Here is a 26,196-nt window from a genome sequence, read left to right as displayed (position 1 = left end):
CTCTGGCTGAGTTTTTCCATAGAAGGAGGACTTATGTCAAGGATTGAAACTATTAAACAAGCCATTATGGCAGACCCTCAAAATAAAGCTTATACGGATAGAGGGATTGAGCCACTCTTTGCAGCTCCAAAAACAGCTCGCATCAATATTATCGGCCAGGCTCCTGGTCTCAAGACTCAGGAAGCGGGACTCTATTGGAAGGATAAGAGTGGTGACCGCCTGCGCGAATGGTTAGGAGTTGACGAAGACACCTTTTACAATTCTGGTTTGTTTGCAGTTATTCCCATGGACTTTTATTTCCCAGGGCATGGAAAATCTGGTGACCTTCCCCCTCGCAAAGGTTTTGCGGAAAAGTGGCACCCTCAACTTCTCAAGGAGTGTCCGGATATTGAGTTGACCCTTCTGATTGGACAATATGCGCAAGCTTACTACCTTCATGAAAAGGTTAGTGGCAAGGTAACCGAACGGGTTCAGCATTTTAAGAACTATTTGCCAACCTATTTTCCACTAGTTCATCCTTCCCCTCGCAATCAAATCTGGATGGCTAAGAATCCTTGGTTTGAGGCAGAGGTGGTGCCAGAATTGCAAACGTTGGTTCAACAGATCATTCAAAAATAAAGGAGATCGGAGATGGATGCATACCAACAAGTTAAAGACAAATTAGAAGAACTTAGGATCGAATTTGAAGTAGTGGAACACCCACCTGCATTCACGACTGAACAGGCCGATTCTTACATTGAAGGCTTAGAAGGTGTCCGGACCAAGTCCATGTTTTTGACCAACAAGAAGAAAACCCAATTCTATCTGCTCATCATGGACGACAAGAAATCATTGGATATGGATGATTTCAAAGAGCAAGTGGAAGCCAACCGGATCCGCATGGCTTCAGCAGATTCTTTAGCTGAAAAAATGCAATTACCGCCAGGTACGGTTTCTCCCTTTGGTTTATTAAACAATGAAGAAAAAGATATTCGAGTCTATTTCGATAAAGACATTGTGTCAGAGGAGATCATGACCTTCCATCCCAATACCAATGAAAAAACCATCTTTATTAAAACCCAAGACTTGTTCCGATTTTTAGAGTCAATTAGCTTTAACTATGAAATCCTAACTCTTCCATAACATACCATATAGGAGAAATCATGAAAGAAATTCCATTTTCAAACTTTTACCAAGCTTATCAAAAAGGTAACATAGACGTTCTTGATGTACGCGAGCAGGAGGAATATGATGCCCTTCACTTAGACGGAGTTCGTCTTCTTCCCCTATCTGAGTTAGCAGATCGCTACCAGGAATTAGAGAAGGATCATCCTTATTATGTCATCTGCAAGTCTGGTCGACGCTCAGCACGTGCTTGCCAATTTTTGGAAGAGCAAGGCTATGATGTGACCAACGTCCAAGGTGGCATGGATGCATTTGAATCCTAAAAAAAGACCTCTGAAAAGAGGTCTCAGATTGAAGATAAAATCAAATTAAAAACTTTCCTTAGGTGAGTACGGACGTCTGCGAACTTCTTCGAAGTTCCAAGACTAATTATTGAGCCTAAGGTCTCAATAATTCCGAGTGCCTGAAACGTTATTGTTTAGGCACTTTACTCACAGCGGAAAGTTTTGGTATTTTTTTGAATCGATTTTAAAATGGAACTCATTTTTATTTCTTTGAAGAATAGCTTAACTTATTTTACTTTAAAATAGTTTGTCTACATTCTACGACCTCTGAAAAGAGGCGTTTTTCTTTACTATTTCTAAAAATGTATAGGATTTGTATGTTTTTCAAAAGATATTACAGGGATTTTCCAGTCTTTCATTGAAAATGGTTCAGAAATTTTGTATAATACCCTAGTATGAACAATAGTTAAGGAGATTAAATATGTCAAAACAAGATTGGCTGGATTATTTTGAAGCCGTAAATGGTCGTTCTGCTAGTGCAGAAGAAATTGCTCAAGCACTTGCTGCTGGAGAGTTTCAAGAAGAAGTAGTGGTTCCAGAAGCATCACAAGCCCCAGAGTTTGTCGCAGCACCAACTGCCCCAACAGAAGAACCGGTTGCAGCGCCACAAGCTCCAGAGTTTGTCGCAGCACCAACTGCACCTGTGGAAGAACTGGTTGCAGCGCCACAAGCCCCAGAGTTTGTCGCAGCGCCAGCAGCACCAGCAGCACCAGCAGCACCAGCAGCGCCAGCAGCACCAGCTGCACCAGCAGCGCCAGCAGCACCAGCTGCACCTACAGAAGCACCAGAATTTGTAGCAGCTCCAGTTCAAGAGCCTGCACCTCAGCCTGCTCCAGGGAATGGTCCTGCTTTCCAACAAGCTCCACAACAAGCTTACCAACAATCTACTCAAGCAGCTTATCAACAAGCTCCTTTCCAAGGACAACCTGGTCAAGCTAACCCAGCACAACCAAGTCAATTTGGTTTAGCCGTTGGTGGTTATTGGAATTGGTTCCTTTCAGCTTTGAAACGTCCAACAGCTGTAGAAAATCCAAAAGCTCTTAACGGAATTTTACAGTATGTCTTGACTGCCTTTGTAATGGCCTTGGCTACATTCTTTACTGCTAGTGGATTTACAGGTGGTTATGGTGCAGATTTCCGTGCCTTTCTGATCATCTTGATCATGGCTTATTTCAATATCTATGCCTTCCAGGTAGCAGGTTTCTTTGTCCGTCGTGTCGTTCTTCAAGATAAAGAATATTCATACGGCCGTTCATTTGAAGAGTTTGGACGTTTGTCTGTTTACGCCTTGCCTATTTCTCTATTTGCATTCTTAGTTGGACTTGTAAAAGCTTATGAATTCTATGGATTCCTTAACTTCTTGATCTTCTTCTTGTATACAGTTGGAACCTTGTATGTAGTATACCAAGCCTTGAACAACACAAAATTTAAAGCAGATAAATTCATATTGCTTGTAGCATCCATTGCGATTTTAATTGTCTTTGCAGGACTTGTTGTTTACTTGGATCGTCAAATTTTGGAACAAGCTATTATGGGATCTATTCCAAATACTCCAAATTTTGGAGACTTGGGTAATTTTGGATACTAAACATATCACAAAAAGGAAGGTGGGGGGACCCACTTTCCCTATTTTATAATGAGGGAGAAGAGATCCATGCAAAAGAAATGGGTTGAATTATTTGAAAAAGTGATCGGTCGCAAACCGTCACCAGAAGAGTTTATGGCTGGGAAAGCTTGTGGATTTGATTTGAAACAAATTCAGTCTATCGCAGGAAATGCACCAGAAGAGAATCTAGCACCTGTCGAGGAACCGGTGCTAGAACCAGTTGAAGAAGTGAAGAATGTTGATCCACTTCTGGCAGCTCGTCAGGCTTGGTTGCAACATTTTGAAGAAACCTATGGACGCAAGCCAAGTGCAGAAGAATTTACCGCTGCCAAAAGTCAGAACTTTGAGTTTTTTGTAGGACCTGTGCCTGAAGCAGAATTTACGAACACAGATTCAACTGAAGAAACACAGGAATATGTTCCTCAACAGCCTACCCAAGATTATACGGCTCCACTTGCTACTGAGCAAACGCAGGTTTTTGAGGGATCAACCTTTACAGAGGCAAGTCCAGCTCAGAAAAAACCAAAGGCCCCTAAAACGAAGAGTGGGAAGAAACTTTCCAAAAAGAAAATTGGGATTATTTCTGCCCTTGCTGTTCTTGTGATCGCTTTGGTAGCAGCCTTCTTTTACTTCCAGTCTACAACACGTGTCGAAGTGACTGCAGATAAATTCATCAAGGCAGTAGATACAAAGGATTATCGCGAAGCAGCAGATCTGCTTTCAACCGAGAACGATAAATGGACAAAGGATGAAGCCGAAAGCTTTATCACCAGCATGGAAGATCAAGGAGTCGATATTGGCACAGAGTTGAACAAGATCATCGATAATGGTGGAGAAGGCAGCTATACGGATAAATCTGGTAACAAGATCTTTGGTTTGGAAAAGGCGGACAAGAAATTTGGAATCTTCCAAGAATACCGTGTGGCTAGCTATCCAGTGCAAGTCAAGGTCAAGACCAATTTAGACCAAGCCAAACTCAAAGTGGCTACTAATAAAACCGTGACCTTGAAGAAAGATGCAGTGACAGACCTTGGTTCTTTCCATTACAATACAAAAGAAATGGAATTGACTGCTAAAACAGAGGTCGGAAATGTCACTTCTAAGATCCATCTCAATCCTAAAAAAGCAACGAAGAACAACTTAGAATTGCAGTTGAATTCTGAAAAACGCAATTTAGAAGTTGAGTTCCCAGATGAAGTGGAAAACCCAACGGATGTGAAGGTTGTGGTCAATGGCAAAGAAGTCGGAACGAGCACGACCTTTGAAGTAGACAGCATCCCTTATCAAGAAATTGAAGTGCACGCCGTATTCAATATGAATGGGGAAACCTACACAACCGAAAAGGCTAAGGTGACGATTGAAGAGGGTGAAAACGATCCGATCGAACTCAAACTAGCCAAAGATACTTTAAAACGCATCAAGAGTGCTCAAGATGCTAAGAAAGCGCAAGCAGCCAAAGAAGAACAAAATCGGACCTTGGCAGAAGAGTTCTTGAAAGAGTACCGCGACGCTGTCTTTAGCTCAGTTTCAAATCGAAATAACACTTACTCTAAATACTATGACACACAAAGTCAAGCCTACAAAGACATGGTTGAATTCACAACGGGTGATGGTGTTCGAAAGGCTAAAATTGACTACTATACTCCAGGAGCTTTGGATATTCAAAGTGTCACTGAAGAAAACGGTGTGGTGACCATTAAGACTTATGAAGACTTTACCGTGCATTATACAGATAGTCATCCAGATTCACAAAACCGCAAGTACAAGACTTACACCTTGAAAAAAGTAGGTGCAAGTTATGTGATCACGGATATTGTCGTAACAAAAGAATCATAGGAGATTCCCCATGAAAGCAAGATTTTCCAAATTAACGTTGGTGACAGTTGCCTTGTTAACCCTGACAGCTTGCTCCCAAACTCAATCCACTAGTTCTAAATCTTCTGCAAAAGAAGAAACCAAACAAACGCAAACCAAGTCTTCCAAAGAAATGTCTTCAGCAAAGGATCCATCAAAAGAGACAGGAAAAGAAGAGTCGTCAAAAACTGGTAAGTTAGATGTGAAAGTGGACTCTGGTGTCAGCTACAATGGTTCTTACTATAGTGTCAAAGGGAAATATGGTGAGGTCATGATCGCCAACAAACATTATCCCTTGTCGCCTGACTTTAATCCAGGTGAAGATCCTGAAGCTGTTTCAGCTCTTCATGAATTAATCGCAGCTATGCAGGCAGAGGGGTATCCGATCAGTGACCAATATAGTGGTTTTCGTAGCTACGATACCCAAGTTGGACTCTATCAAAATTATGTCAATCAAGATGGTCAGGAAGCCGCAGATCGTTATTCCGCAAGACCGGGCTATAGTGAACACCAAACTGGTTTGACCTTTGATTTGATTGATACCAGTGGTAATTTGGTAACCGAACCTGGACCAAGTAAGTGGTTGCTTAAGAATGCTGCTAAATATGGCTTTGTGGTTCGTTACCAAGAAGGAAAAGAAAAAGTAACAGGCTACATGCCAGAAAGCTGGCATCTCCGCTATATCGGAAAAGAAGCCCAAGATATCGCTGACTCAGGCTTGAGTCTGGAAGAATACTATGGCTTCACCGGTGGCGATTACGTTGATAAATAAGAAAAGGCTGGGATTTTAATCCCAACCTTTTTTATTGAAGGAAAAGTCCTCTTAAAAACTTTCCTTAGGTGAGTACGGACGTCAGCGAACTTCGCAGAAGTTCCATGACTAAATCAAGATACAAAGGGCGTCTGCGGATAAAGTCAAAATAGGAAGTTTGACGCAGAATCTTTCAATTCTAGGATAACTTATCTTTTTGACACGATCCGCAGCCCGTGTTCAATTAGTTTTGAGCCACTTCGCTTTTTACTTTTTAGGCTCAGTCTAAAACAGTTTCCCAAACTGTTTTACTTTCAAAACTCCTGAGTGAGGCTGGGACAAAAGTCCTAGCCTCTCAATTGTTTTTGGATTGTTTAGCAAGACACAGTGGTTGAGTGGGCTCTACTACGCTGATTTCATCAGCTTTTACAGCCCTACTCAACTGTGCGGAGGTGGGACGACGAAATCGAATTCTAACGAATTACCGATTTCTGTCCCACTCTCTTTTATTGTATGGTTTTTAGAAATGTATCGAGTTCTTTTTGGTTCTTGAGAGTGATGAATTTATCGGGATAGGTAGAACGGATATTTCGATACCTTTCTTTGGCATTCTTCGTTCGACCGTCCCAAAGGATCCAACGGATGAATTCCCAGTCGAAGCGTTCAGAGCAACCTGCTGCCATACTCTCACGGACCCGACCTTTATAACGACGGTATCGTTTCCAGGCTCTAAAGAGGCAGTTCCAACGAGAGAAGTTGAGAAAGATAATGTGATCGGCTTGCTCCAATCTTTCCTCATAGCAGCACCAAGAGTAATTGCCATCAATGACCCAGTCTTTATGTTGGCTAAGAAACTGTTTCATCTGTCCCTCCATCCAATCCCGGTCACTGTCTACCCATCCCGGTTGAAATTGAAGGGTATCCATGTGGAGCTTGGGGATGGAGTAGTGGCGAGATAAGGCTCCAGCCAAGGTAGATTTTCCAGACCCAGAATAGCCGATAATAACAATTTTCATAAGCACCTCTCAAAAAATTAGGAACAAAAAAAGCTCCGGAGAGCTTGATTTTTATGCTGTTCTTGATTAACCAAGTTTCGCTGCAAGACGTGCTTTATCACGGCTAGCTTTGTTCTTGTGGATCAAACCTTTAGTTTCTGCTTTATCGATAGCTGAGCTAGCAGCGCGGTAAAGTTCTTCAGATGGGTTTGCTTCAAAAGCTTTGATTGCAGTACGCATAGCTGATTTTTGAGCTGAGTTTTTTTCGTTTTGTTTAACGTTCAATTCAGCGCGTTTGATAGCTGATTTAATGTTTGCCAAGTTATTCACCTCCATTGATAATCTAACTATCTCATTATATATGAAAAGTTATGATTTGACAAGCCTAAAATAGCTTTTCCTTAAAAAAGTACCGTTAAAAGGCCATTTTCTCTAGCGTTTGAGATAAATTTCGTTGATTTCATGGTTGGTTGCCTTATGAAGAATTAAATCAGCTCGGTTTCTGGTTGGTTGAATGTAGTGTTGTAGGTTGACCAAATTAATGGATTCCCAAATCTGATGGGCCATGCTTAAAACTTCCTCTAGGGGTTGCTCTGTAAATCGATAGTAATAGTTGTTGGGATCGTTTTGAGCTAAAGTGAGGAGCTTTTGGAAACGATCGATATACCAAGTCTCGATATCATCAACCGCGGCATCCACATAGATTGAGAAATCAAAGAAATCGGTCATATAGAGACTGTCATTTTGAGGATTTTGGAAGACATTGATTCCTTCAACAATGACAAAATCAGCCGGTAAAATGGTTTGCTTCTCATCTGGGACGATATCGTAAATTTCGTGAGAATAGACAGGAATTTCTACACTTTTGTTGTTTTTGATTTGGTTGAGAAAATCAAGAAGCAATTCCATGTCATAGCTTTCCGGAAATCCTTTTCGATTGAGGAGCTCTTGTTCTTTTAAGATAGCATTTGGATAGAGAAAGCCATCTGTTGTCACCAATTCTACGGTCGAGCCTTCGAAGGTCCGCGAAAGTAGGATTTGGAGAAGACGGCTGGTAGTCGATTTCCCAACAGCAACACTCCCTGAAACCCCAATGATAAAGGGTTGGCGTTCACTCGCTTTTTGGAGAAAAATACCTTTTGAGAAGGCCAAATCTTCTTTGGAACGCTTGTAGATTCCGATCAAGTTTGTTAAAGGCAGGTAGACGTCACGTACATCCTGGAGGTTGATGCGGTCGTTAAAACTTTTAATAGAATTAAGCTCTGTTTGAGAGAGGGGGGGTGTTGTTTTGCGGTGCAGATTTTGCCAAGTTTCCCGATTAATTTTTTCAAAATGTAGAAATTCTTTGTCCATATGTCACTCCTATTGTAGTCTTTAGTATACCAATTTTTAGAGGTCATGTAAACGATTTAAAAAACCATTGAATTATGTTAAAATGAACATATGAGTAAAATGTATTTTGATGTAAACCCAGATGCGGCCCACGATATTCATGATCTAACGGTCGTTTTATTGGGACAAAAAATGAATTTCTATACGGACGCTGGTGTTTTTAGTAAAAAAATGATCGACTATGGAAGCCAGGTCCTCTTATCAACCCTAGATTTTCAAGAAGGAGAAAGTGTTCTCGATGTAGGCTGTGGCTATGGTCCAATAGGCCTCTCTCTAGCTAAAGCACAGGGAGTCGCCGTGACTATGGTGGATGTCAATGAGCGGGCGCTAGACTTGGCTAAGAAAAATGCCAGCCGAAATGGCGTGGAAGCTCAGATCTTTTCTTCGGATGTCTATGAAGCGGTTGAAGGTGTCTTTGACCATGTGATCAGTAATCCGCCGATACGAGCTGGTAAGAAAGTGGTGCATCAGGTGATTACGGGTGGTTTTGATCATTTGAAGCCAGGTGGAGACTTGACCATTGTCATTCAGAAAAAGCAAGGGGCTCCAAGTGCGAAAGCCAAGATGGAAGAGACGTTTGGCAATTGTGAGATCGTAAAAAAAGACAAAGGCTATTATATTTTAAGAAGTGAGAAAGAATCATGAGAGCAGTAGATATCATTCAGAAAAAAAGAGATGGTCTTGCCTTAAACAAGGAAGAAATTGAATGGCTGATTGAGGGATATGTGGCTGGAACAGTTCCAGATTACCAAATGTCCGCTTTTGCTATGGCTGTTTATTTTAAGGGGATGACGACAGAAGAAATCTCTCATATGACCATGAAGATGGTCCAAACAGGGCAACAGTTTGATTTGTCAGCTATTCCAGGAATCAAGGTGGACAAACATTCAACTGGTGGTGTGGGGGACAAGGTGACCTTGGTCTTGGTGCCTCTGGTTGCAAGTTTCGGAGTACCAGTTGCTAAAATGAGCGGTCGTGGCTTAGGCCACACGGGTGGAACTATCGATAAATTGGAATCGATTAAAGGCTTCCAAATTGAGCGGACTCAAGAAGAATTCATCCAGCAGGTGCAGGAGATCGGCTTATCGGTCATTGGGCAATCAGACCAACTTGTGAAAGCAGATAAACTCTTGTATGCTCTTCGGGACGTGACAGCAACAGTGGATACCATTCCTTTGATTGCTAGCTCCGTCATGAGTAAGAAAATTGCTGCTGGTGCGGATGCTATTCTTCTCGATGTCACCGTTGGAGAAGGGGCCTTTATGAAGACCATTGAAGAGGCGCGTGAACTAGCTCGTACCATGGTGGATCTCGGTAATGCCGTAGGGCGCAAGACAATCGCTGTCATTACAGATATGAGCCAACCTTTGGGAACCAGTATTGGCAATCGTTTAGAGATTTTGGAAGCCCTGGATATTCTGAAAGGGCAGGGGCGTGCTGATGTCACAGAGTTTATTTGTGAGTTGGCGCAAATCATGTTGAAATTGGCCAATGTAGATCAATCAATTGAAGCCATCCATGAACAGTTGACCAATGGTCAGGCTTTAGCGAAGTTTGAAGAAATGGTCCAAGCGCAAGGTGGAGATTTAGAGGATTTGTACCGTCCTATCAAAGTGGATCAGGTCCTTGAAGTAACAGCGGATCAAGATGGTGTCATTGCAGCTTTACCTGCTATGGAGTTTGGCCTGTTAGCCATGCGACTTGGTGCTGGCCGTGCTGTCAAATCGGATCCGCTTGATTATGAAACAGGGATTGTATTTGACAAAAAAGTAGGAGAGCAGGTTAAAAAAGGGGAACGCATTGCTCGTATTTTCGTGAATGAAAAAAATTCACAAGAAAGCGTTACAGAATTCAAAAAAAATGTTAAAATACTAGAAGGGGCTGAAAGCGTTAAAGAAATTATTGAAATAATATCTTAAGCAACTCAGGAGATTATATGAAGTTAAATAAATATATCGATCACACACTATTAAAACCAGATGCGCAACAAGAACAAATTGAAAAGTTGATCGAAGAAGCAAAAGCTTACGATTTTGCGAGTGTCTGTGTGAATCCTACATGGGTGAATTTTGCTGCAGAGGGCCTGCGCGATTCAGACGTTAACGTTTGCACCGTCATTGGTTTTCCTTTAGGAGCAAATACACCTTATGTGAAAGCTTGTGAAACCACTAATGCAATTCAAAACGGAGCAGACGAGATTGATATTGTGATTAATATCGGGGCTCTTAAGTCTAAGAATTTAGCACTAGTTGAGGAAGATATTCAAGCAGTTGTGGATGCCAGTGGCGATAAGCTGGTTAAAGTCATTATTGAGACCTGTCTCTTAACAGATGATGAAAAAGTTGTAGCCTGTCAAATCGCTAAATTAGCTGGAGCAGATTTTGTGAAGACTTCAACTGGCTTCTCAACAGGAGGAGCGACGGTTGAAGATGTGGCCCTAATGCGCCAAACTGTTGGCCCAGAAATGGGTGTCAAGGCTTCAGGTGGGGCACGTTCTTATGAAGATGCCCTTGCATTTATCGAAGCTGGTGCGACCCGTATTGGGACTTCCTCTGGTGTAGCAATCATGGAAGGAAATGTAGCTCATGGCGACTACTGAGTTGATCAATTTAGCAGTAGAAGTGAGCCAGCAGGCTTATGTGCCTTATTCTCATTTCCCGGTTAGTGCAGTCCTTGTGACCAAGGATGACCAGATCTATACAGGTGTCAATATCGAAAATGCCAGTTTTGGGTTAACCAACTGTGGGGAACGGACAGCTATTTTTAAGGCAGTTTCTGAGGGAGCTCGCGAATTCAAAGAGTTGATTATCTATGGGCAAACAGAAAAGCCCATCTCTCCGTGTGGTGCTTGTCGCCAGGTCATGGCTGAATTTTTTGAGCCTGATCTGCCTGTAACTTTGGTATCTAAAGATAAATCGACGGTCGTGATGACGGTCAAGGAATTACTTCCATATTCCTTTACAGATTTGACTTAGTTGGTCTGTGAGGCGGTCTTTTGACCCTTTCAATACTTCGCAACAATGTTGCACAATAATTTAGGAGGTTCAGTAATGAACAAGAAACAATGGCTAGGCCTTGGTCTAGTAACTGTCGCTGCTATCGGACTTGCAGCATGTGGAAATCGTGCGTCTAAAAAAGATAGCGCAAACTCAGAATCAAAAACTGATTTGAAAGCTGCTATTATTACCGATACTGGTGGTGTGGATGACAAATCATTCAACCAATCTGCTTGGGAAGGTTTGCAAGCTTGGGGGAAAGAAAACGGTCTTTCTAAAGGGAACGGATTCGACTACTTCCAATCAACAGATGAATCTCAATATGCGACAAACCTTGATGAAGCTGTTTCTAACGACTACAAATTGATCTTTGGTGTTGGTTTTGCCTTGAGCGACTCAGTTAAAAAAGCTGCAAAAGACAACGAAGATGTGAACTATGTCATCATTGATGATCGTATTGAAGGACAAAAGAACGTAGCATCTGCTGTTTATGCAGATAACGAAGCTGGTTACCTTGCTGGTATCGCTGCTGCGAAAACTACAAAAACTAAACAAGTTGGTTTTGTAGGTGGTATGGAAAGTGAAGTTATCACTCGTTTCCGCGCTGGATTTGAAGCTGGTGTTAAATCTGTTGACCCATCTATCAAAGTTCAAGTAGACTACGCTGGTTCATTCGGTGACTCTGCTAAAGGTAAAACAATTGCTGCTGCACAATACGCTGCAGGTGCAGATGTTATCTACCAAGTAGCTGGTGGTACTGGAGCAGGTGTCTTCTCTGAAGCAAAAGACTTGAACGAGAAGAAAAATGAAGACGAAAAAGTTTGGGTTCTTGGTGTTGACCGTGACCAGAAAGCTGAAGGTGAATACACTTCTAAAGATGGTAAAAAATCTAACTTTGTCTTGGCTTCAAGCTTGAAGAAAGTCGGAGAATCAGTAAAAGACTTGGCTAAGAAAGCTGCTGACGGTAAATTCCCTGGCGGTGAAGTGATTACTTATAGCTTGAAAGATGGTGGAGTTGATTTGACAACTGACAACCTTTCTGCAGATGCTAAAAAAGCTGTCGAAGATGCTAAAGCTAAAATCCTTGATGGGTCTCTTAAAGTTCCTGAAAAATAATATTTGATTGGGCGGCCCTCCCTATAAGGGCCGTTTCTTTTAAAGTGAGACATTTTTGTCTCAATAAAATCTGTTAGTTGTCTAACAGATTTTATTGAAATAAAAAATTTTTGAAAGGAAACACCTACATGACACATGAATATGTCATCGAAATGCGTGAGATTACCAAAAAATTTGGTGACTTTGTAGCAAATGACAAGATTAATCTTCAGTTGCGCAAAGGTGAAATCCATGCACTTCTTGGAGAAAATGGTGCGGGAAAATCTACCCTGATGAATATGCTGGCTGGTTTGTTGGAACCAACAAGCGGAGACATCGTGGTAAATGGAAATACTGTTAACCTAGACTCACCTTCAAAAGCAGCTTCTTTAGGAATTGGAATGGTGCACCAACACTTTATGTTGGTTGAAGCCTTCACTGTTGCTGAAAATATCATCCTTGGTTCTGAAACCACGAAGCATGGTATTTTGGACCTTAAAAAAGCCGGTCAAGATATCCTTGAATTGTCTAAAAAATATGGCTTGGCAGTAGATCCAAATGCTAAAGTTGAGGATATTTCCGTTGGTGCGCAACAACGTGTGGAAATCTTAAAGACGCTTTATCGTGGAGCCGACATCCTAATCTTCGATGAACCAACTGCAGTGTTGACACCAGCTGAAATCGAAGAATTGATGACAATCATGAAGAACTTGGCGAATGAAGGAAAATCAATCATCTTGATTACGCACAAGTTGGATGAAATCCGTGCTGTTTCAGACCGCGTAACGGTTATCCGTCGTGGGAAATCTATTGAAACAGTCGAGATTGGTGGAGCAACCAACCAAGACTTGGCCGAAATGATGGTCGGTCGTTCTGTTTCCTTTAAGACTGAAAAAGGTCCTTCTGAACCAAAAGAAGTGGTCTTGTCGATCGAAAACTTGGTCGTGAATGAAAATCGGGGAGTCCCAGCTGTTAAGAATCTTTCCTTAGAACTTCGTGCTGGTGAAATCGTTGGGATCGCAGGGATTGATGGAAATGGTCAATCTGAGTTGATCCAAGCCATTACAGGTCTGCGGAAGGTAAAATCCGGTTCAATCAAGATTAAAGGCAAGGATGTTGTAGGACTTCGCCCACGTCAAATCACAGAAATGAAGGTAGGACACGTCCCTGAAGACCGTCACCGGGATGGTTTGGTCCTTGATATGATGATCTCTGAAAACATTGCTCTTCAAACTTACTATAAAGAACCTCTTAGCAAGAATGGTATTTTGAATTATCCAAATATTACCTCTTATGCCAAAAAGTTGATGGAAGAGTTTGACGTTCGTGCAGCTAGTGAAGTGGTACCAGCTAAGGCTCTTTCTGGAGGAAACCAGCAAAAAGCCATTATCGCTCGGGAAATCGATCGCGATCCAGATCTCTTGATCGTCAGCCAGCCAACTCGTGGTTTGGACGTCGGAGCGATTGAATATATCCACAAACGTTTGATTCAAGAACGGGATAATGGAAAAGCCGTTCTGGTTGTCAGCTTTGAATTAGATGAAATTTTGAATGTTTCTGACCGTATTGCGGTTATTCATGATGGGAAGATCCAAGGGATCGTAACCCCTGAAACAACGAATAAGCAAGAACTTGGAATCCTCATGGCAGGTGGACAAGTAAAGGAGGGAGCATCAAATGAATAAGAATTTAAAACAAATTGCCGTTCCATTGGTGTCTGTCCTTTTAGGATTGGTCTTGGGTGCCATTATTATGTGGGCCTTCAGCTATGATGCCCTTTGGGGATATGAATTGCTGTTTAAGAAAGCCTTTGGTTCGATTAAGAGTTGGGGTAATATTTCCCGTGCTATGGGGCCATTGATTTTAGTTGCTCTTGGGTTTTCAGTAGCCAGCCGGGCCGGTTTCTTTAACGTTGGACTTCCTGGTCAGGCTTTTGCAGGATGGATCATGGCGACTTGGTTTGCCCTTTCCTTCCCAAATATGCCTCGCTTACTGATGATTCCGATGACCGTTTTGATTGCGGCTATCGCAGGAGGATTTATTGGAGCGATTCCTGGTTTCCTTCGTGCCTATCTCGGAACCAGTGAGGTCATCATCACCATTATGATGAACTACATTGTTCTCTATGGTGGGAATGCCTTGATCCATAGCTTCCCAGCTTCCTTGATGAAAAACAAGGACTCAACCGTTGATGTAGGAGCCAACGCTGTCTACCAGACGGAGTGGTTGCGTAATTTGACGGACAAATCACAAATGAATATCGGGATCTTCTTTGCCATCATCGCAGTGGTGGTCATCTGGTTCTTGATGAAGAAAACAACACTTGGTTTTGAAATCCGTGCCGTTGGTCTCAATGCGAATGCGGCAGAATACGCAGGGATGTCTGCAAAACGGACCATTATCCTTTCTATGATCATTTCTGGTGCTCTTGCTGGTATCGGTGGAGTAGCAGAAGGTCTGGGTATTTACTCAAATGTCTATGTTCAAACTAGCTCAATGAGTGTTGGATTTAACGGAATGGCCGTTGCCCTTCTTGCGATGAATTCACCAATTGGTATTCCATTTGCTGCCTTCTTGTTTGGAGCGCTTCAAATCGGGGGAGTTGGTATGAAGCCAGCTGCCATCCCTGAAGAAGTCGTTCAAATTGTGACAGCATCTATTATCTTCTTCGTATGTGCCCACTACATCATCGAAAAGATGATCTCGATGCGATCAGCTAAAAAAGGAGGAGCAAACTAATGAGTATTGTAACGATTTTAAGTATTCTTGTTTCCTCTATGATTGTGTATGCGGCGCCGCTGATCTTCACAAGTATCGGAGGAGCATACTCAGAACACGCTGGGGTTGTTAACGTTGGTTTGGAAGGAATCATGGTTATGGGAGCCTTCTCAGGTATTGTCTTTAACTTGACTTTTGAGCCTAGCTTAGGGAATTTGACACCATGGTTGTCCTTGATTGTTGCTGCTGGGATTGGAGTATTCTTCTCCTTGATCCACGCGGTAGCAACCATTCATTTCCGCGCTGACCATATCGTCTCAGGTACGGTATTGAACTTGATGGCACCACCACTCGCGGTCTTCCTTGTTAAAGCGATGTACAACAAAGGGCAAACTGATAATATCAAAGTTGCCTTCGGGAAAACATCCATTCCGGTCTTATCTAAAATCCCGGTCATTGGGGATATTTTCTTCAACAATGCCAGCATCATCGGCTGGGTTGCGATTCTCTTCTCATTTGCTGCATGGTTTATCATGTTCAAGACAAAATTTGGTTTGCGTCTTCGTTCAGTAGGTGAACATCCACAAGCAGCAGACACATTGGGAATCAATGTTTATAGAATGCGCTACCTAGGAGTGATGATCTCAGGTGCCTTAGCAGGTATCGGAGGAGCTATTTACGCTCAGTCAGTTTCTGTTAACTTTGCGGTAACGACTATTGTAGGTCCTGGATTTATCGCCCTTGCGGCTATGATCTTCGGGAAATGGAACCCAATCGGTGCCATGCTTGCTAGTCTCTTCTTTGGAGCTTCACAGAGTTTGGCGGTCATCGGGAATCAATTGCCTTTGCTTAAAGGTATCCCATCCATCTACTTGCAAATTGCGCCTTACGTCTTGACCATGGTTGTCTTGGCAGCCTTCTTTGGACAAGCAGTTGCACCAAAAGCTGATGGTGTTAACTACATTAAATCGAAATAATGCACAGAGAGAGGTTGGGACAAAAGTCCTAGCCTCTTCTTGTCTTTGGATTGTCTAGAAAGACGCAGTGGTTGAGTGGACTCTACTACGCTGATTTCATCAGCTTTTACAGCCCTACTCAACTGTGCGGAGGTGGGACGACGAAATCGAATTCTAACGAATTACCTATTTCTGTCCCACGCTCTCTTTTGCTTTGTAAAGGCCCCTCTTAGTCGCAATTTCTTTTGAATTAATGTACAATAGGAGTACAACTTTTCATGTATTGGAGGAACAGATGTTTAAATGGATAAGACGCCTGATTGGCATATTTATTGTTCTATTTATTTTATTAGTGGCCTTGTTGGTTCCGGGATCCATTCCTGAAGGAGAACAACTAAGAAATGTGCAGGCAGGGAGCTCTTTGATTGAACTGGCTCAAAATGCAGTTTCAAATGCCTCTGTAAGTACTGAAGGTCTCTCAACTGAGCTGAGTCTCAATTCTGTGCAATTGAGTCAGGTCGTCAAAACAAGTGCTGGATCTGCCCTTGACAATTCTGACTATCAAAAGATGGCACTAGGAATGGATGGCAATGACCTTCATGTCAAAGTTCCTGTTTCCTTAGGTCCAGTTGATAGCTATCTAGATTTAACCATGACTGGTCAAGTTGAAAACAATGTCATGAATTTGACTGTGACCGGTGCTAAATTAGGGAAAATGCCCATTCCAAAATTCTTGGTTCTCAACTATTTGAAGGATCAATCCACTCAAAATGGAGGCGGCTTCACAGTGAATGGTGATCAAATCACCCTTGAGATCCCTCAAGCAGGCTATAGTATCTCAAAAGCGAGAGTGGAAAATGGCAATGCTAAGGTAACGGTTAGTATATCCTTGTTTTAAGTCTTTGAATATGGAGTTGTCATGCTTGTCTTTGAATTTTGTGCAGAGAATTTAACCTTCATTGATAAGGCGATTGCTGCTGGGGCAGGTCGTATTGAACTGTGCGACAACCTGGCAGTAGGCGGGACCACACCGAGTATAGGTGTGATCAATGAAGCGCTCAAACGGACACGAGAGAAGTCTGTGGATCTATGTATCATTATCCGGCCCCGTGGTGGAGATTTTGTCTACACAGATCTGGAAGTCGAGGCTATGCTGACGGATATTCGTGCTGCGAAAGAAATAGGTGTTTCTAGTTTTGTACTGGGGGCGCTGACGAGTGATCGAAAGTTGGACCAGAGGGTCATGCAGCTTTTACTAGCAGCCTGTGGAGATGCAGAAGTTGTCTTTCATATGGCTTTTGATGAATTGGCTCATACAGATCAGCTAGAGGTGATTGACTGGCTTTCTGATCAGGGTGTAGCCCGCATTTTAACACGAGCTGGAAGTCCAGGTGATACACTAGAGCAACGTTTTGCACACTATCATCGTTTATTAGATGCGGCTAAGGGAAAGATTCAGATCCTGCCAGGTGGGGGGGTGACCTTTGGCAATCGTCAGCTCTTTTTGGAGCAATTGGGTGTTTGTCAACTGCATGGCACGCGCATCGTGTTTTAAAGAAGAAACGATCACTGCTTTAGGTCGTTTTGAGGATCCGTTATCAAGGTTGGGTACGTTGTTCCCAGCCTCTTCTAGTGCAAAAATGAGAAAAGGGGAGAAATTGTTTTTAGAGCATTATTTTGACCGATACACCTTTCAGCCAGAAAAGGGATTGGCTTATGGATTTGAAAAGAGAGCGGCAGGCTATGAGTACCAGTGCCCAGTCTTATCGGACACTTTTCTCTTAAAGGTCCAGGTCTACGACCAAAAGGTTTCCTTTCAGGTCTATGATCAGGATACAGGGGACGAGTATATCCAGATCCATCTGGAACAGCTACAAGGAAATTTCGTTGGCCAAGTCAGAGAAGCCTGTCAAGAATGTCTTGAAAGGATCCGCCAAGCCTGTTTTGAGGTAGAAGATTTTCTCTATCCTCAAACCAAGCGTCTCATGGCCTATATTTCCCTACACTATCAGGGAACGATTGAATATTTGTGGGAAAGATCTCCTGAATCTGGTGCTATTCGCCACCGAGACACCCTCAAGTGGTATGGAGTCTTTATGACCATTGATTGGAACAAACTGGATGCTGGCAAGTCAGGGAAAATAGAAGTTTTGAATGTCAAGTCTGATCAAGTAGCACAGTTCATTCAACAAAAGGGGATTTATCCAGCTTTTCATATGAATAAAAAATATTGGGTGAGTATCCCGCTCGATGGAACAATTGCTGACGAGTACTTGCTTGCTCTAGTAGATAGTAGTTGGCAACTCACCAAAAAGAGGAAATAAGATGCATCTGTTAAAAAAATTATCTTGGTTTTTTAAATTGGAGAAGAAGCCTTACTTAATTGGAGTAGGATCTTTGATCCTGGTCAGTTTTTTAAATCTGCTACCACCAAGAATCATGGGACTTGTGATTGATTTGATCGATAAAAGAAGGCTGACACTAGGGCAGTTAGTTGTGGATATCGCTCTTTTGCTCCTAGCAGCTCTAGCCATGTATGGACTTCGTTTTGTCTGGAGACGCTATATTTTTGGGACGGCCAATAAGTTGGCTCGGATCTTGCGTTACCGTTTGTTCAAGCAATTTACGCTCATGTCTCCGTCTTTTTATCAGCGTTATCGGACAGGGGATCTCATGGCCCATGCTACCAATGATATCAATGCGGTAACCATGTTTGCTGGTGGTGGGGTGATGTCTGCAGTGGATGCTTCTGTAACAGCCTTGGTGACCTTAGTCAGCATGTTTTTCATGATTGATTGGCGCTTGACCTTGCTAGCTATTTTACCTCTTCCATTTATGGTAATTGTAACATCGGCTATTGGTCGTAAAAATCACCAAGCCTTTAAGGAAGCCCAAGAAGGTTTTTCAGAACTGAACAACTTTGTCCAGGAATCAGTATCAGGGGTTAAGGTAACCAAATCCTTTGGTTTTCAGGCAGATGAGATTCAGGCTTTTGAAAAGACCAATCAGATGGTCTTTTCAAAGAATATGACTTCCGCCAGTTACAACGCCTTATTTGATCCGACCACTCTTCTTTTTGTGGGCTTCTCCTATGTATTGACCCTTTACTTCGGAGGGCTATTTGTCCAAGAAGGGAGCCTGACAGTGGGACAAATCGTAACCTTTATCACCTATCTTAATATGCTCGTCTGGCCCCTCCAAGCCATGGGCTTCTTGTTTAATATTAGTCAGCGAGCTAGTGTCTCCTATGATCGGATTGAGACACTTTTAGCAGAAATACCGGATATTCAAGATTCAAGTCATCCAGTTAGAGAAATCCAAAATGGAGATTTGGAGTACGACATTAATGAATTCGCCTATGAGAAAGAGCCTGTTCTTAAAAAGGTTGCTTTTCATTTAGAAAAAGGCCAAACTCTTGGAATTGTTGGGCCGACTGGATCTGGAAAGACCACCTTGTTGCGCCTCTTACTCAGAGAGCATGACTTGGAGCAGGGAGAGATCTTATTAAATGGTATCTCTATCAAAGATTATCGTTTAGAAGATCTTCGTAGCTTGATCGGCTATGTTCCCCAAGATCAGATTCTCTTTGCCATGACTATTCGCGAAAATGTGGCTTTTTCTGATCCACAGATTAAGGAAGAAGAGATGATAAAAGCTCTGAGAACCTGTGGGGTCTATGAGGATATCTTAGCCATGCCAGATCAGATGGAGACAGTGCTCGGTGAGAGAGGAGTCTCTCTTTCTGGAGGACAAAAGCAACGGATTGCAATGAGCCGTGCCTTGGTTATGAATCCTGATATTTTAATTCTGGATGATTCCCTGTCTGCGGTGGATGCGAAGACGGAGCACCAGATTATCGAAAATATGAAACTGGAACGCAAGGGGAAAACAACCATCATCACAGCTCACCGCTTATCTGCCATTGTTCACGCGGATTTGATTCTGGTAATGGAAAACGGACAGATCAAGGAGAGAGGAAATCATGAGGAATTAATGGCTCAAAAAGGATGGTACTATGAAACCTACCAAGCCCAACAATTATCAGAAGAAATGGAGGGAAAGCTGAATGAAAACATCTGAAGCTCATGTTATGAAGCGGCTCTTGACTTACATGTGGCGTTATAAATGGTTTACAGCCCTAGCCTTAGCCTTTACCTTCCTGACTAGCCTTTTATTGACAGGGATTCCTCTTGCTGCACGCTGGTACATTGATCACCTAGTAGATCCAACAGAAGCAGGAACACCAGTTATGACAGCCCTCCAATTTTTCATACTATACTATACCTTATTTATTGGACGCGTGCTAACAACTTTTCTGAGTCAATTGACTTTTGCACGTGTGTCCAATTCTATCGTTCGAGATATTCGATTGGATAGTTTTCGTAATCTTCAAAAGCTGGGCATGTCCTTCTATGACCAGACAGCAGCCGGTTCGATTGTCTCACGTGTGACCAATGATACACAGGCAGTCGCAGATATGTTTTCTACTGTTTTTTCAAGTCTGGTTTCATCTTTTTTACTTTTTCTAATCACACTGGTAACCATGTTTAGCTTGGATTGGCAATTAACTATATGGATCCTCCCATTTCTTCCGATTATTTGGTTCTCGATCAAGCTCTATCGTAATTTGTCCAATCGCTTGGTTAAGATGACCCGACAGAAACTATCAGATATCAATGTGAAATTATCAGAATCTATTGAGGGAATGCGGATTGTGCAGGCCTTTCGTCAAGAAAAACGATTGACCGAAGAGTTTGAACGGATTAATGGGGAGCATTTGGAATATGCTAATCGTTCTGTAGATGTCAATTCTCTCTTTTTGAGGCCAGCTATGACCCTGTTACAGGTCCTGGCCTATGCGGTCATTTTGACCTTTTTCGGGCTAAATTGGCAGTCCTCTGGCTTTACAGCTGGTCTTATCTATGCCTTTATCCAGTATGTTAGCCAGCTTTTCCAACCCTTGATTGATGTCACCCAGAATTTTGCAACCTTGCAAACCTCTACCATTTCAGCAGCGCGTGTCTTTGAAGTAATGGATCAGGCTGACAATGACCCTAAGCAAATGGGTCATCTCAAAGAAATTGAGCGGGGAGATATTCGATTTGAGCATGTATCCTTTTCTTATGATGGCAAACAGGATGTTCTGAAAGATATTTCTTTTGAGGTCAAAAATGGGGAAACTATCGCCTTTGTTGGCCATACTGGTTCTGGTAAATCTTCCATTATCAATCTCTTTATGCGTTTTTATGAATTTGATCGTGGACGGATCTTGATTGATGGACACGATATCAAGGACTATAGCCAGGAAGCCTTGCGCAAGTCTATTGGTCTAGTGTTACAGGAACCTTTTCTTTATCATGGAACTATTACTTCCAATATCCGGATGTACCATGAGGAACTGACAGATGAGGAAATCCGACAAGCAGCTGCATTTGTGGATGTGGCAGACTTTATTGAGAATCTATCTGGTGGCTATGATCATCCGGTAACCGAGCGGGGGTCTACCCTATCGACTGGTCAGCGTCAGCTTCTGGCTTTTGCTCGAACCATTGCTGCGCAACCTAAGATTCTCATTTTGGATGAGGCCACGGCTAATATTGACCAAGAGACAGAAGAGATGATTCAAAACTCTCTGAAGAAGATGCGCCAAGGGCGGACAACCATTGCTATTGCCCACCGCCTTTCTACTATCCAAGATGCTGATTGCATCTATGTTCTCGATAAGGGAAAAATCATCGAATCAGGCAATCACGACCAACTCATTGCTCTAGGAGGTACGTATAAGAAAATGTATGACCTCCAGGCTGGTATGATGAAATAAGGACAAACAAGGAGAGTGGGACAGAAATCGGTCATTCGTTAGAATTCGATTTCGTCGTCCCACCTCCGCACAGTTGAGTAGGGCTGTAAAAGCTGATGAAATCAGCGTAGTAGAACCCACTCAACCACTGCGTCTTGCTCGACAATCCAAAAATAATTGAGAGGCTAGGACTTTTGTCCCAGCCTCTTGTTTTTCTTGCTTGAAAGCTGTAAAATAAAGAAAAGAACAGAAAAAGGGAGCATACACCATGTCAAACGATCTGATCCTGATGGGAGTTGTGATAGTCTTATTTGGACTTTATTTCACCCTTCAAGTTGAGCTTAATAAAGTCAGAAATCAATTTACCCACTATCTTCTAAAACCAGGTACCATCTCCAAGGAACAAAAAGAGAAGTACCTCAAAGAACCAGAGATGGAAGCGATTCGCTTAATTCGCATCGACTATCGGATTGGCCTTCAAAATGCCAAACTGATCTATGAGCACTTAAAGAAATAAGAAGACCCTCGTATAGTCTATACGGGGGTTTCTCTTTCAAAAAAAGGCGTCAGCTTTGGTAAAACTTTGGCAACATCTGCCGATTGGATCTTGGCGAGTTGATAGGGACAAGGAGTGATGTAGGCTGCTTCAAAGAAATCAAGCGGGAGTCCGCTATGTTTTAAGGCAGCAAGAGATTTGACCTGATGAAGATCTAGTAGGATCCCATCGTGGGTCAGGGTCAGATGAGGGAGAAGAGAAGACTGATCCATCAAGGTCTTTAGACTGGCTTCTTCCTCTTTTTTTCTAGTTAGGAGTCGCTTTTTATTGGTCAGATACATACCGTTATCAATGTAGAGACTCAAGGCCTTTTGCATGATGAGATTGCTATCATAGTCCAGAATCGTCTTATAGGTCAAGACCGGCTTAAGAAGGTCTTGGGGAAGGATCATGGAAGTGATGCGAAGAGCAGAAAAGAGATTGGTCGAAAAAGATTTGATGTAGATGACCCGGTTCTTTTGATCCAAATAATGAAAAGATGGAGCATTGCTGCCATCAAGATCTCCCAGATAGTCGTCCTCAACAAGGTAGACATCATATTGATCAGCTAGTTGCAAGATGGCTTCTTTCTGCTTGGTCGAATAGCTATGGCCAAGCGGATAGTGAAAACGAGGGATTGTGTAGAAAAATTTGATGTGGCCACTTTTGAAAATCTCTTCAAGTTCCTCGAGATCAATTCCCGTTAAATTACGTTGAATGGTACGGTAGGCAAGTTGCTGCGAATCTAAGAGTTGGTTCATCCGATGATAAGTCGGTTGCTCGATCAAGATCTGAGATTTTTTATTGGGAAAGTCAATCTGGCTGAGGATATTAAGCGCCTGCTGGGTACCAGCAGTCAAAACAATCTGATCCGCAGAAGTATAAATACCTTCTTCCTTTAATAAGCCTTGAATGGATTGGCGTACTTCTAGTAAGCCTGCTTGGTCCGAAAAGTTATTGAAAAGGTAATTCTCCCGACCAATCAAGGTTTCATTGATACAGGTTCGGAAGTCCTCAAAAGCCTGATTGCGGTCTTTCTCTAATTTTAGTGGAAGATCTTCATGTTGATCAGGTGCTTGCTCCAAAACATAGTAGCCACTTTGAGGCTTAGCATAGAGGAAGTGCTGGTAAGTCAAGTCCAGCAAGGCTCGTTGCACCGTGTCCTTACTACAAGAAAATTGACTGGCTAATTGACGAACAGAAGGAATTTTCTGTCCGGTTTCCAGCTCTCCATCTTGAATGGCTTTTTTTAGAACATGAATAATTTGTTGGTATTTGCTCGTCTTCATCTTGACTGTCCCCATACAGTTTTTTACTATTGTACAGAAAAAATCACAAAAAAACCACTCCGAAGAGTGGTGAGCGTATTACATAAAGTAAACGATGGCTAAATACTGAAGGGCAGAAGCAGCAAGGATAAAGAGGTGCCAAATCATATGGAAATAGGGTTTTTTCTTGGCATAAAAGCCAGCTCCCACCGTGTAGCACAGACCGCCCATGAGCATGAGCCCCCAGAAGATAGGGGTAGTTTGACTAACAATTTGGGGAATAATAAAGATAACCAACCAGCCCATGATCAAGTAAAGAGCTAGGCTGAATCTTTCATTGACTTTTTTAGCAAAGATTTTGTAGAGGATGCCAAAGATAGTGGTTCCCCATTGGATTAAGATAATGCTGTAGCCCATCCAGTTGTTCATCAAGGTGAGGACAACTGGCGTGTAACTGCCTGCGATCGCAATGTAGATCATGGAATGGTCGATAATGCGAAGCACATACTTTTGAGGAGAATCATAAGACATGGCATGGTAGATAGTCGAAGACAGAAACATCAAAAAGAGACTAATAACAAAGATAGAAGTCCCAAAAGCACTGAGAAGACCGTGTTGCTCAAAGCTATAGACTGCTGAGACCGGAAGCAGGATCAACATGAGGAGGGCGCCAACAGCGTGGGTTACGCTATTGGCGATCTCTTCTCCAAAAGATAATTTTTTACTTAGTTTCATGGTGTAATTCATCAGTTTCTTCCTCCGTATTTGATGGTTGAATATAAGATAGGGTTTCAAGATAAAGTTGAACCGTCTGACAGGCAGAGCGAATAATGGGAGCGATCGGCTCTTTTTTCTCATTGAGATAAGCGACAAAGCTATTATAGAGAAGATCTGAACTCGCCTGGTCCTGCAAGAAATTTAAGGTAGAAGCGATCTCCTGAATAGAAAAGACCGTTTTTAAGGTTGTAATAGCGATCAAGCGAGCTACCTGTCTACGCTGGTATTTCTTCTTTTCTGGTTTTTCGACATAACCATGTTTTACGTAATTGTTGATCATGGCAGCCGTCAAGCCCTTGTCTGAAGAAGAGAGGACAGGTGCACAGGTTTTATTGACATAAAGCAGGACCTGGTCGAGATAGAGGTCTAGATCGGGTAGGTCCTCCCAAGTTGGATAGGAAAAAGTGGACACGAAATCTTCACCTTTTTTTAATCTAGTTTTCATAACTAGATAATAACATTAATAAAAACTCCTGTCAAGAAAATTTGAAAAATATGGTACAATATACCTATGAAACTATTAATTCCATCCGCCAAAGAACTGAACGAACAGGGTCGTATCGTCGAGCCCCAACCCTTATCACAGAACACAAAAACCATCCTCCAAGCTTTGAAGCAATTCTCGCTAGAAGAATTAGCGACCTTTTACGGGATTTCAGAAGAAAGAGCTCTAGTAGAAAAAGAAAGAATTGAGGCTTTAATAGATGGGACTGCCAAGACCTATCCTGCTTTGGAGCTGTTTGACGGCCTCATGTACCGGAGTATCGATCGTCAAGATTTATCTGAAAAAGAGCAGGCTTATCTGCAGGAGCATTTGTTGATCACGACTGCTTTATATGGTGTGCTACTTGCCTATGAAGGCATTGCTCCCCATCGCTTAGATTTTATGATGAAGTTAAAACCAGCTGGAAAGTCTCTAAAGTCACTCTGGAAAGAGGATTATGATCAGGCAGTAGAAGGTGAAGAACAGATCTTGTCCCTTTTGTCTTCTGAGTTTGAACAGGTCTTTTCAAAAACTATTCGAGAACGAATAATTCGGATCAAATTCATGGAGAATCGTGGGGGAACCCTGAAGGTTCACTCAACGATTTCAAAGAAAGCCCGTGGGGCCATGGTGACAGCTATGATGAAGGAAGAGATCTCCCATCTAGAAGATCTGAAATCATTAGAAGTAGCAGGTTTCTCTTATCGTGAGGATTTATCGCAAGAGAAAGAATGGATCTTTGTGAAAGAATAAATAAAACTATTCCTGAGAAGCATCAGGAATAGTTTTTTGATCTGTTAGATAAAGAGAATGCACGATGAAAACTCCAAAATAGAGGATTTTGGAGTCAGAATCGTCTTGAGCTGTAGGCTTAGGCGATATGTTTGAATTTCTTCAAGAGTTCTGTTAACTCAGCTTGCTCGCCGCTATTAAAGACTTGCATCAAGCGTTGGATATTTTTAATATGATCTGGAAGAGCTTCTTCGATCTTTTTACGACCGGCATCGGTAATAGATACAACATATGCACGGCGGTCTTCTGGATCGGTTTCGCGTGTAATCCAACCATCGCGGACCATATTGCGAATAACCACAGTCATATTTCCAGAGGTCGCAAGAATGCTATCGATCAGATCTTGAATGCGAAGATCGCCTTTGCTATACAAGGTCTCAAGGACAGAGAATTGAGTTGGTGTCAACTGGTGCTTTTTAAAGATATGAGCCTCAGATGCACGGATCAATCGTTCCGCCTTGTGGAAGACGATCATGGTTTTTAAATCTACGTTTGCTTCTTTGAATAATCTCTTTAAATTTTCCATATCTATATTTTATCAATAAATAGTGTTTCTGTCGTTTAATTTTATTTTCAAATTAGTTACAAAATTGTGACAAAATTATTAAACTATGAACAAAAAATATACAAGGTGTTAATTTTAGTTTGTTTCTCAAATAATTTTATACTAAAACATTGTAACAGGTATGAAATATTAGTAACAATTCTTTCTTGGAAATCTATAGAATT

The 26,196-nt window shown here is 42.2% G+C and carries 28 protein-coding genes; 21 read left to right on the top strand and 7 right to left on the bottom strand.

All coding sequences use genetic code 11. The features are described from left to right. Positions 1-33: 33 nt before the first annotated feature. From AB5Y61_RS02885 to ldcB, 6 genes are all read left to right on the top strand, one after another. On the top strand, positions 34-618 hold the full coding sequence (locus tag AB5Y61_RS02885) for a uracil-DNA glycosylase family protein (RefSeq protein WP_368403121.1): 585 nt from the start codon (positions 34-36) through the stop codon (positions 616-618). Positions 619-630: 12 nt separating this feature from the next. Further along, positions 631-1,122, top strand: coding sequence for a prolyl-tRNA synthetase associated domain-containing protein (locus tag AB5Y61_RS02880; RefSeq protein ID WP_368403119.1), 492 nt, complete (start codon positions 631-633; stop codon positions 1,120-1,122). 20 nt (positions 1,123-1,142) lie between these two features. Next, a complete protein-coding gene (locus AB5Y61_RS02875; protein ID WP_368403117.1) occupies positions 1,143-1,427 on the top strand; it encodes a rhodanese-like domain-containing protein in 285 nt (94 codons plus the stop codon). A gap of 442 nt (positions 1,428-1,869) precedes the next feature. Beyond that, positions 1,870-3,036, top strand: coding sequence for a DUF6574 domain-containing protein (locus AB5Y61_RS02870; RefSeq protein WP_368403116.1), 1,167 nt, complete (start codon positions 1,870-1,872; stop codon positions 3,034-3,036). A 66-nt stretch (positions 3,037-3,102) separates the two neighbouring features. Continuing rightward, positions 3,103-4,890 (top strand): TcaA second domain-containing protein, encoded by a 1,788-nt coding sequence (locus AB5Y61_RS02865; RefSeq protein ID WP_368403114.1) that lies wholly within the window; start codon positions 3,103-3,105, stop codon positions 4,888-4,890. Positions 4,891-4,900: 10 nt separating this feature from the next. Further along, entirely contained in the window at positions 4,901-5,680 is a 780-nt protein-coding gene (gene ldcB, locus AB5Y61_RS02860) for an LD-carboxypeptidase LdcB/DacB (RefSeq protein ID WP_368403112.1), read from the top strand. 485 nt (positions 5,681-6,165) lie between these two features. Here the strand turns inward: ldcB and AB5Y61_RS02855 are convergent, their stop codons facing one another. From AB5Y61_RS02855 to coaA, 3 genes are all read right to left on the bottom strand, one after another. After that, complete coding sequence (locus AB5Y61_RS02855; RefSeq protein WP_368403111.1) at positions 6,166-6,675, bottom strand: DNA topology modulation protein; 510 nt, start codon at positions 6,673-6,675, stop codon at positions 6,166-6,168. 66 nt (positions 6,676-6,741) lie between these two features. Then, positions 6,742-6,990, bottom strand: coding sequence for a 30S ribosomal protein S20 (rpsT, locus tag AB5Y61_RS02850; RefSeq protein WP_003007640.1), 249 nt, complete (start codon positions 6,988-6,990; stop codon positions 6,742-6,744). A gap of 96 nt (positions 6,991-7,086) precedes the next feature. Next, on the bottom strand, positions 7,087-8,007 hold the full coding sequence (gene coaA, locus AB5Y61_RS02845; protein ID WP_368403109.1) for a type I pantothenate kinase: 921 nt from the start codon (positions 8,005-8,007) through the stop codon (positions 7,087-7,089). Positions 8,008-8,097: 90 nt separating this feature from the next. Between coaA and AB5Y61_RS02840 the strand changes: the two genes are divergently transcribed. The 14 genes from AB5Y61_RS02840 to AB5Y61_RS02775 all read left to right on the top strand — a co-directional run bounded on the left by AB5Y61_RS02840 (position 8,098) and on the right by AB5Y61_RS02775 (position 22,128). Further along, a complete protein-coding gene (locus AB5Y61_RS02840; protein ID WP_368403107.1) occupies positions 8,098-8,691 on the top strand; it encodes a class I SAM-dependent methyltransferase in 594 nt (197 codons plus the stop codon). Continuing rightward, complete coding sequence (locus AB5Y61_RS02835) at positions 8,688-9,965, top strand: pyrimidine-nucleoside phosphorylase (protein WP_368403106.1); 1,278 nt, start codon at positions 8,688-8,690, stop codon at positions 9,963-9,965. Before AB5Y61_RS02840 ends, AB5Y61_RS02835 begins: the two co-directional genes overlap by 4 nt. A 17-nt stretch (positions 9,966-9,982) precedes the next feature. Beyond that, positions 9,983-10,645, top strand: coding sequence for a deoxyribose-phosphate aldolase (gene deoC / locus AB5Y61_RS02830; RefSeq protein ID WP_368403104.1), 663 nt, complete (start codon positions 9,983-9,985; stop codon positions 10,643-10,645). After that, entirely contained in the window at positions 10,632-11,021 is a 390-nt protein-coding gene (locus tag AB5Y61_RS02825) for a cytidine deaminase (protein WP_368403102.1), read from the top strand. Before deoC ends, AB5Y61_RS02825 begins: the two co-directional genes overlap by 14 nt. A gap of 75 nt (positions 11,022-11,096) precedes the next feature. Beyond that, positions 11,097-12,158, top strand: a complete 1,062-nt coding sequence (locus AB5Y61_RS02820; RefSeq protein ID WP_021153357.1) for a BMP family lipoprotein — start codon at positions 11,097-11,099, stop codon at positions 12,156-12,158. Positions 12,159-12,286: 128 nt separating this feature from the next. Continuing rightward, positions 12,287-13,822: an ABC transporter ATP-binding protein gene (locus AB5Y61_RS02815; RefSeq protein WP_368403100.1), complete on the top strand. Its 1,536-nt coding sequence runs from the start codon at positions 12,287-12,289 to the stop codon at positions 13,820-13,822. After that, positions 13,815-14,876: an ABC transporter permease gene (locus tag AB5Y61_RS02810; protein ID WP_195623185.1), complete on the top strand. Its 1,062-nt coding sequence runs from the start codon at positions 13,815-13,817 to the stop codon at positions 14,874-14,876. The genes AB5Y61_RS02815 and AB5Y61_RS02810 overlap by 8 nt, the downstream gene beginning before the upstream one ends. Then, positions 14,876-15,832, top strand: coding sequence for an ABC transporter permease (locus AB5Y61_RS02805; protein ID WP_315377379.1), 957 nt, complete (start codon positions 14,876-14,878; stop codon positions 15,830-15,832). Before AB5Y61_RS02810 ends, AB5Y61_RS02805 begins: the two co-directional genes overlap by 1 nt. Positions 15,833-16,106: 274 nt before the next feature. After that, positions 16,107-16,709, top strand: a complete 603-nt coding sequence (locus tag AB5Y61_RS02800) for a hypothetical protein (protein ID WP_368403097.1) — start codon at positions 16,107-16,109, stop codon at positions 16,707-16,709. Positions 16,710-16,730: 21 nt separating this feature from the next. Further along, a complete protein-coding gene (locus AB5Y61_RS02795; protein WP_368403096.1) occupies positions 16,731-17,366 on the top strand; it encodes a copper homeostasis protein CutC in 636 nt (211 codons plus the stop codon). 85 nt (positions 17,367-17,451) lie between these two features. Further along, the gene (locus tag AB5Y61_RS02790) at positions 17,452-18,135 is read left to right on the top strand and encodes an MmcQ/YjbR family DNA-binding protein (protein WP_368403185.1); all 684 of its coding nucleotides are present in this window, start codon (positions 17,452-17,454) and stop codon (positions 18,133-18,135) included. A gap of 1 nt (position 18,136) precedes the next feature. Continuing rightward, positions 18,137-19,891 (top strand): ABC transporter ATP-binding protein, encoded by a 1,755-nt coding sequence (locus AB5Y61_RS02785; RefSeq protein WP_368403094.1) that lies wholly within the window; start codon positions 18,137-18,139, stop codon positions 19,889-19,891. Next, positions 19,878-21,632, top strand: coding sequence for an ABC transporter ATP-binding protein (locus AB5Y61_RS02780; RefSeq protein WP_368403092.1), 1,755 nt, complete (start codon positions 19,878-19,880; stop codon positions 21,630-21,632). The genes AB5Y61_RS02785 and AB5Y61_RS02780 overlap by 14 nt, the downstream gene beginning before the upstream one ends. A gap of 247 nt (positions 21,633-21,879) precedes the next feature. Then, on the top strand, positions 21,880-22,128 hold the full coding sequence (locus AB5Y61_RS02775; RefSeq protein WP_368403090.1) for a hypothetical protein: 249 nt from the start codon (positions 21,880-21,882) through the stop codon (positions 22,126-22,128). 17 nt (positions 22,129-22,145) lie between these two features. Here the strand turns inward: AB5Y61_RS02775 and AB5Y61_RS02770 are convergent, their stop codons facing one another. The 3 genes from AB5Y61_RS02770 to AB5Y61_RS02760 form a co-directional block, all read right to left on the bottom strand. After that, positions 22,146-23,450: a PLP-dependent aminotransferase family protein gene (locus tag AB5Y61_RS02770; RefSeq protein ID WP_368403088.1), complete on the bottom strand. Its 1,305-nt coding sequence runs from the start codon at positions 23,448-23,450 to the stop codon at positions 22,146-22,148. 63 nt (positions 23,451-23,513) lie between these two features. Continuing rightward, positions 23,514-24,161 carry a PAQR family membrane homeostasis protein TrhA gene (trhA, locus tag AB5Y61_RS02765; RefSeq protein ID WP_368403086.1) on the bottom strand — a complete coding sequence of 216 codons (648 nt, stop codon included), beginning with the start codon at positions 24,159-24,161 and terminating at the stop codon, positions 23,514-23,516. After that, on the bottom strand, positions 24,136-24,636 hold the full coding sequence (locus AB5Y61_RS02760; RefSeq protein WP_368403085.1) for a DUF1836 domain-containing protein: 501 nt from the start codon (positions 24,634-24,636) through the stop codon (positions 24,136-24,138). The genes trhA and AB5Y61_RS02760 overlap by 26 nt, the downstream gene beginning before the upstream one ends. 66 nt (positions 24,637-24,702) lie before the next feature. On the opposite strand from AB5Y61_RS02760, the gene yaaA reads away from it, so the two are divergent. Beyond that, positions 24,703-25,428, top strand: coding sequence for a peroxide stress protein YaaA (yaaA, locus tag AB5Y61_RS02755; RefSeq protein WP_368403084.1), 726 nt, complete (start codon positions 24,703-24,705; stop codon positions 25,426-25,428). 118 nt (positions 25,429-25,546) lie between these two features. On the opposite strand, the gene AB5Y61_RS02750 is transcribed toward yaaA, so the two are convergent. Next, positions 25,547-25,993: a MarR family winged helix-turn-helix transcriptional regulator gene (locus tag AB5Y61_RS02750; RefSeq protein ID WP_049514775.1), complete on the bottom strand. Its 447-nt coding sequence runs from the start codon at positions 25,991-25,993 to the stop codon at positions 25,547-25,549. Positions 25,994-26,196: the final 203 nt, after the last annotated feature.

The sequence above is a fragment of the Streptococcus parasanguinis genome, from assembly GCF_040908565.1.
Classification (GTDB): Bacteria; Bacillota; Bacilli; order Lactobacillales; family Streptococcaceae; genus Streptococcus; species Streptococcus parasanguinis_AC.
This window is presented reverse-complemented; position numbering and strand designations above follow the sequence as displayed.

Bases quoted from the DNA above. Each gene is read 5' to 3' on its own strand.
- AB5Y61_RS02885 (WP_368403121.1), top strand. From the start codon at position 34: ATGTCAAGGATTGAAACTATTAAACAAGCCATTATGGCAGACCCTCAA.
- AB5Y61_RS02880 (WP_368403119.1), top strand. From the start codon at position 631: ATGGATGCATACCAACAAGTTAAAGACAAATTAGAAGAACTTAGGATC.
- AB5Y61_RS02875 (WP_368403117.1), top strand. From the start codon at position 1,143: ATGAAAGAAATTCCATTTTCAAACTTTTACCAAGCTTATCAAAAAGGT.
- AB5Y61_RS02870 (WP_368403116.1), top strand. From the start codon at position 1,870: ATGTCAAAACAAGATTGGCTGGATTATTTTGAAGCCGTAAATGGTCGT.
- AB5Y61_RS02865 (WP_368403114.1), top strand. From the start codon at position 3,103: ATGCAAAAGAAATGGGTTGAATTATTTGAAAAAGTGATCGGTCGCAAA.
- ldcB (WP_368403112.1), top strand. From the start codon at position 4,901: ATGAAAGCAAGATTTTCCAAATTAACGTTGGTGACAGTTGCCTTGTTA.
- AB5Y61_RS02855 (WP_368403111.1), bottom strand. From the start codon at position 6,675: ATGAAAATTGTTATTATCGGCTATTCTGGGTCTGGAAAATCTACCTTG.
- rpsT (WP_003007640.1), bottom strand. From the start codon at position 6,990: ATGGAGGTGAATAACTTGGCAAACATTAAATCAGCTATCAAACGCGCT.
- coaA (WP_368403109.1), bottom strand. From the start codon at position 8,007: ATGGACAAAGAATTTCTACATTTTGAAAAAATTAATCGGGAAACTTGG.
- AB5Y61_RS02840 (WP_368403107.1), top strand. From the start codon at position 8,098: ATGAGTAAAATGTATTTTGATGTAAACCCAGATGCGGCCCACGATATT.
- AB5Y61_RS02835 (WP_368403106.1), top strand. From the start codon at position 8,688: ATGAGAGCAGTAGATATCATTCAGAAAAAAAGAGATGGTCTTGCCTTA.
- deoC (WP_368403104.1), top strand. From the start codon at position 9,983: ATGAAGTTAAATAAATATATCGATCACACACTATTAAAACCAGATGCG.
- AB5Y61_RS02825 (WP_368403102.1), top strand. From the start codon at position 10,632: ATGGCGACTACTGAGTTGATCAATTTAGCAGTAGAAGTGAGCCAGCAG.
- AB5Y61_RS02820 (WP_021153357.1), top strand. From the start codon at position 11,097: ATGAACAAGAAACAATGGCTAGGCCTTGGTCTAGTAACTGTCGCTGCT.
- AB5Y61_RS02815 (WP_368403100.1), top strand. From the start codon at position 12,287: ATGACACATGAATATGTCATCGAAATGCGTGAGATTACCAAAAAATTT.
- AB5Y61_RS02810 (WP_195623185.1), top strand. From the start codon at position 13,815: ATGAATAAGAATTTAAAACAAATTGCCGTTCCATTGGTGTCTGTCCTT.
- AB5Y61_RS02805 (WP_315377379.1), top strand. From the start codon at position 14,876: ATGAGTATTGTAACGATTTTAAGTATTCTTGTTTCCTCTATGATTGTG.
- AB5Y61_RS02800 (WP_368403097.1), top strand. From the start codon at position 16,107: ATGTTTAAATGGATAAGACGCCTGATTGGCATATTTATTGTTCTATTT.
- AB5Y61_RS02795 (WP_368403096.1), top strand. From the start codon at position 16,731: ATGCTTGTCTTTGAATTTTGTGCAGAGAATTTAACCTTCATTGATAAG.
- AB5Y61_RS02790 (WP_368403185.1), top strand. From the start codon at position 17,452: ATGAGAAAAGGGGAGAAATTGTTTTTAGAGCATTATTTTGACCGATAC.
- AB5Y61_RS02785 (WP_368403094.1), top strand. From the start codon at position 18,137: ATGCATCTGTTAAAAAAATTATCTTGGTTTTTTAAATTGGAGAAGAAG.
- AB5Y61_RS02780 (WP_368403092.1), top strand. From the start codon at position 19,878: ATGAAAACATCTGAAGCTCATGTTATGAAGCGGCTCTTGACTTACATG.
- AB5Y61_RS02775 (WP_368403090.1), top strand. From the start codon at position 21,880: ATGTCAAACGATCTGATCCTGATGGGAGTTGTGATAGTCTTATTTGGA.
- AB5Y61_RS02770 (WP_368403088.1), bottom strand. From the start codon at position 23,450: ATGGGGACAGTCAAGATGAAGACGAGCAAATACCAACAAATTATTCAT.
- trhA (WP_368403086.1), bottom strand. From the start codon at position 24,161: ATGAATTACACCATGAAACTAAGTAAAAAATTATCTTTTGGAGAAGAG.
- AB5Y61_RS02760 (WP_368403085.1), bottom strand. From the start codon at position 24,636: ATGAAAACTAGATTAAAAAAAGGTGAAGATTTCGTGTCCACTTTTTCC.
- yaaA (WP_368403084.1), top strand. From the start codon at position 24,703: ATGAAACTATTAATTCCATCCGCCAAAGAACTGAACGAACAGGGTCGT.
- AB5Y61_RS02750 (WP_049514775.1), bottom strand. From the start codon at position 25,993: ATGGAAAATTTAAAGAGATTATTCAAAGAAGCAAACGTAGATTTAAAA.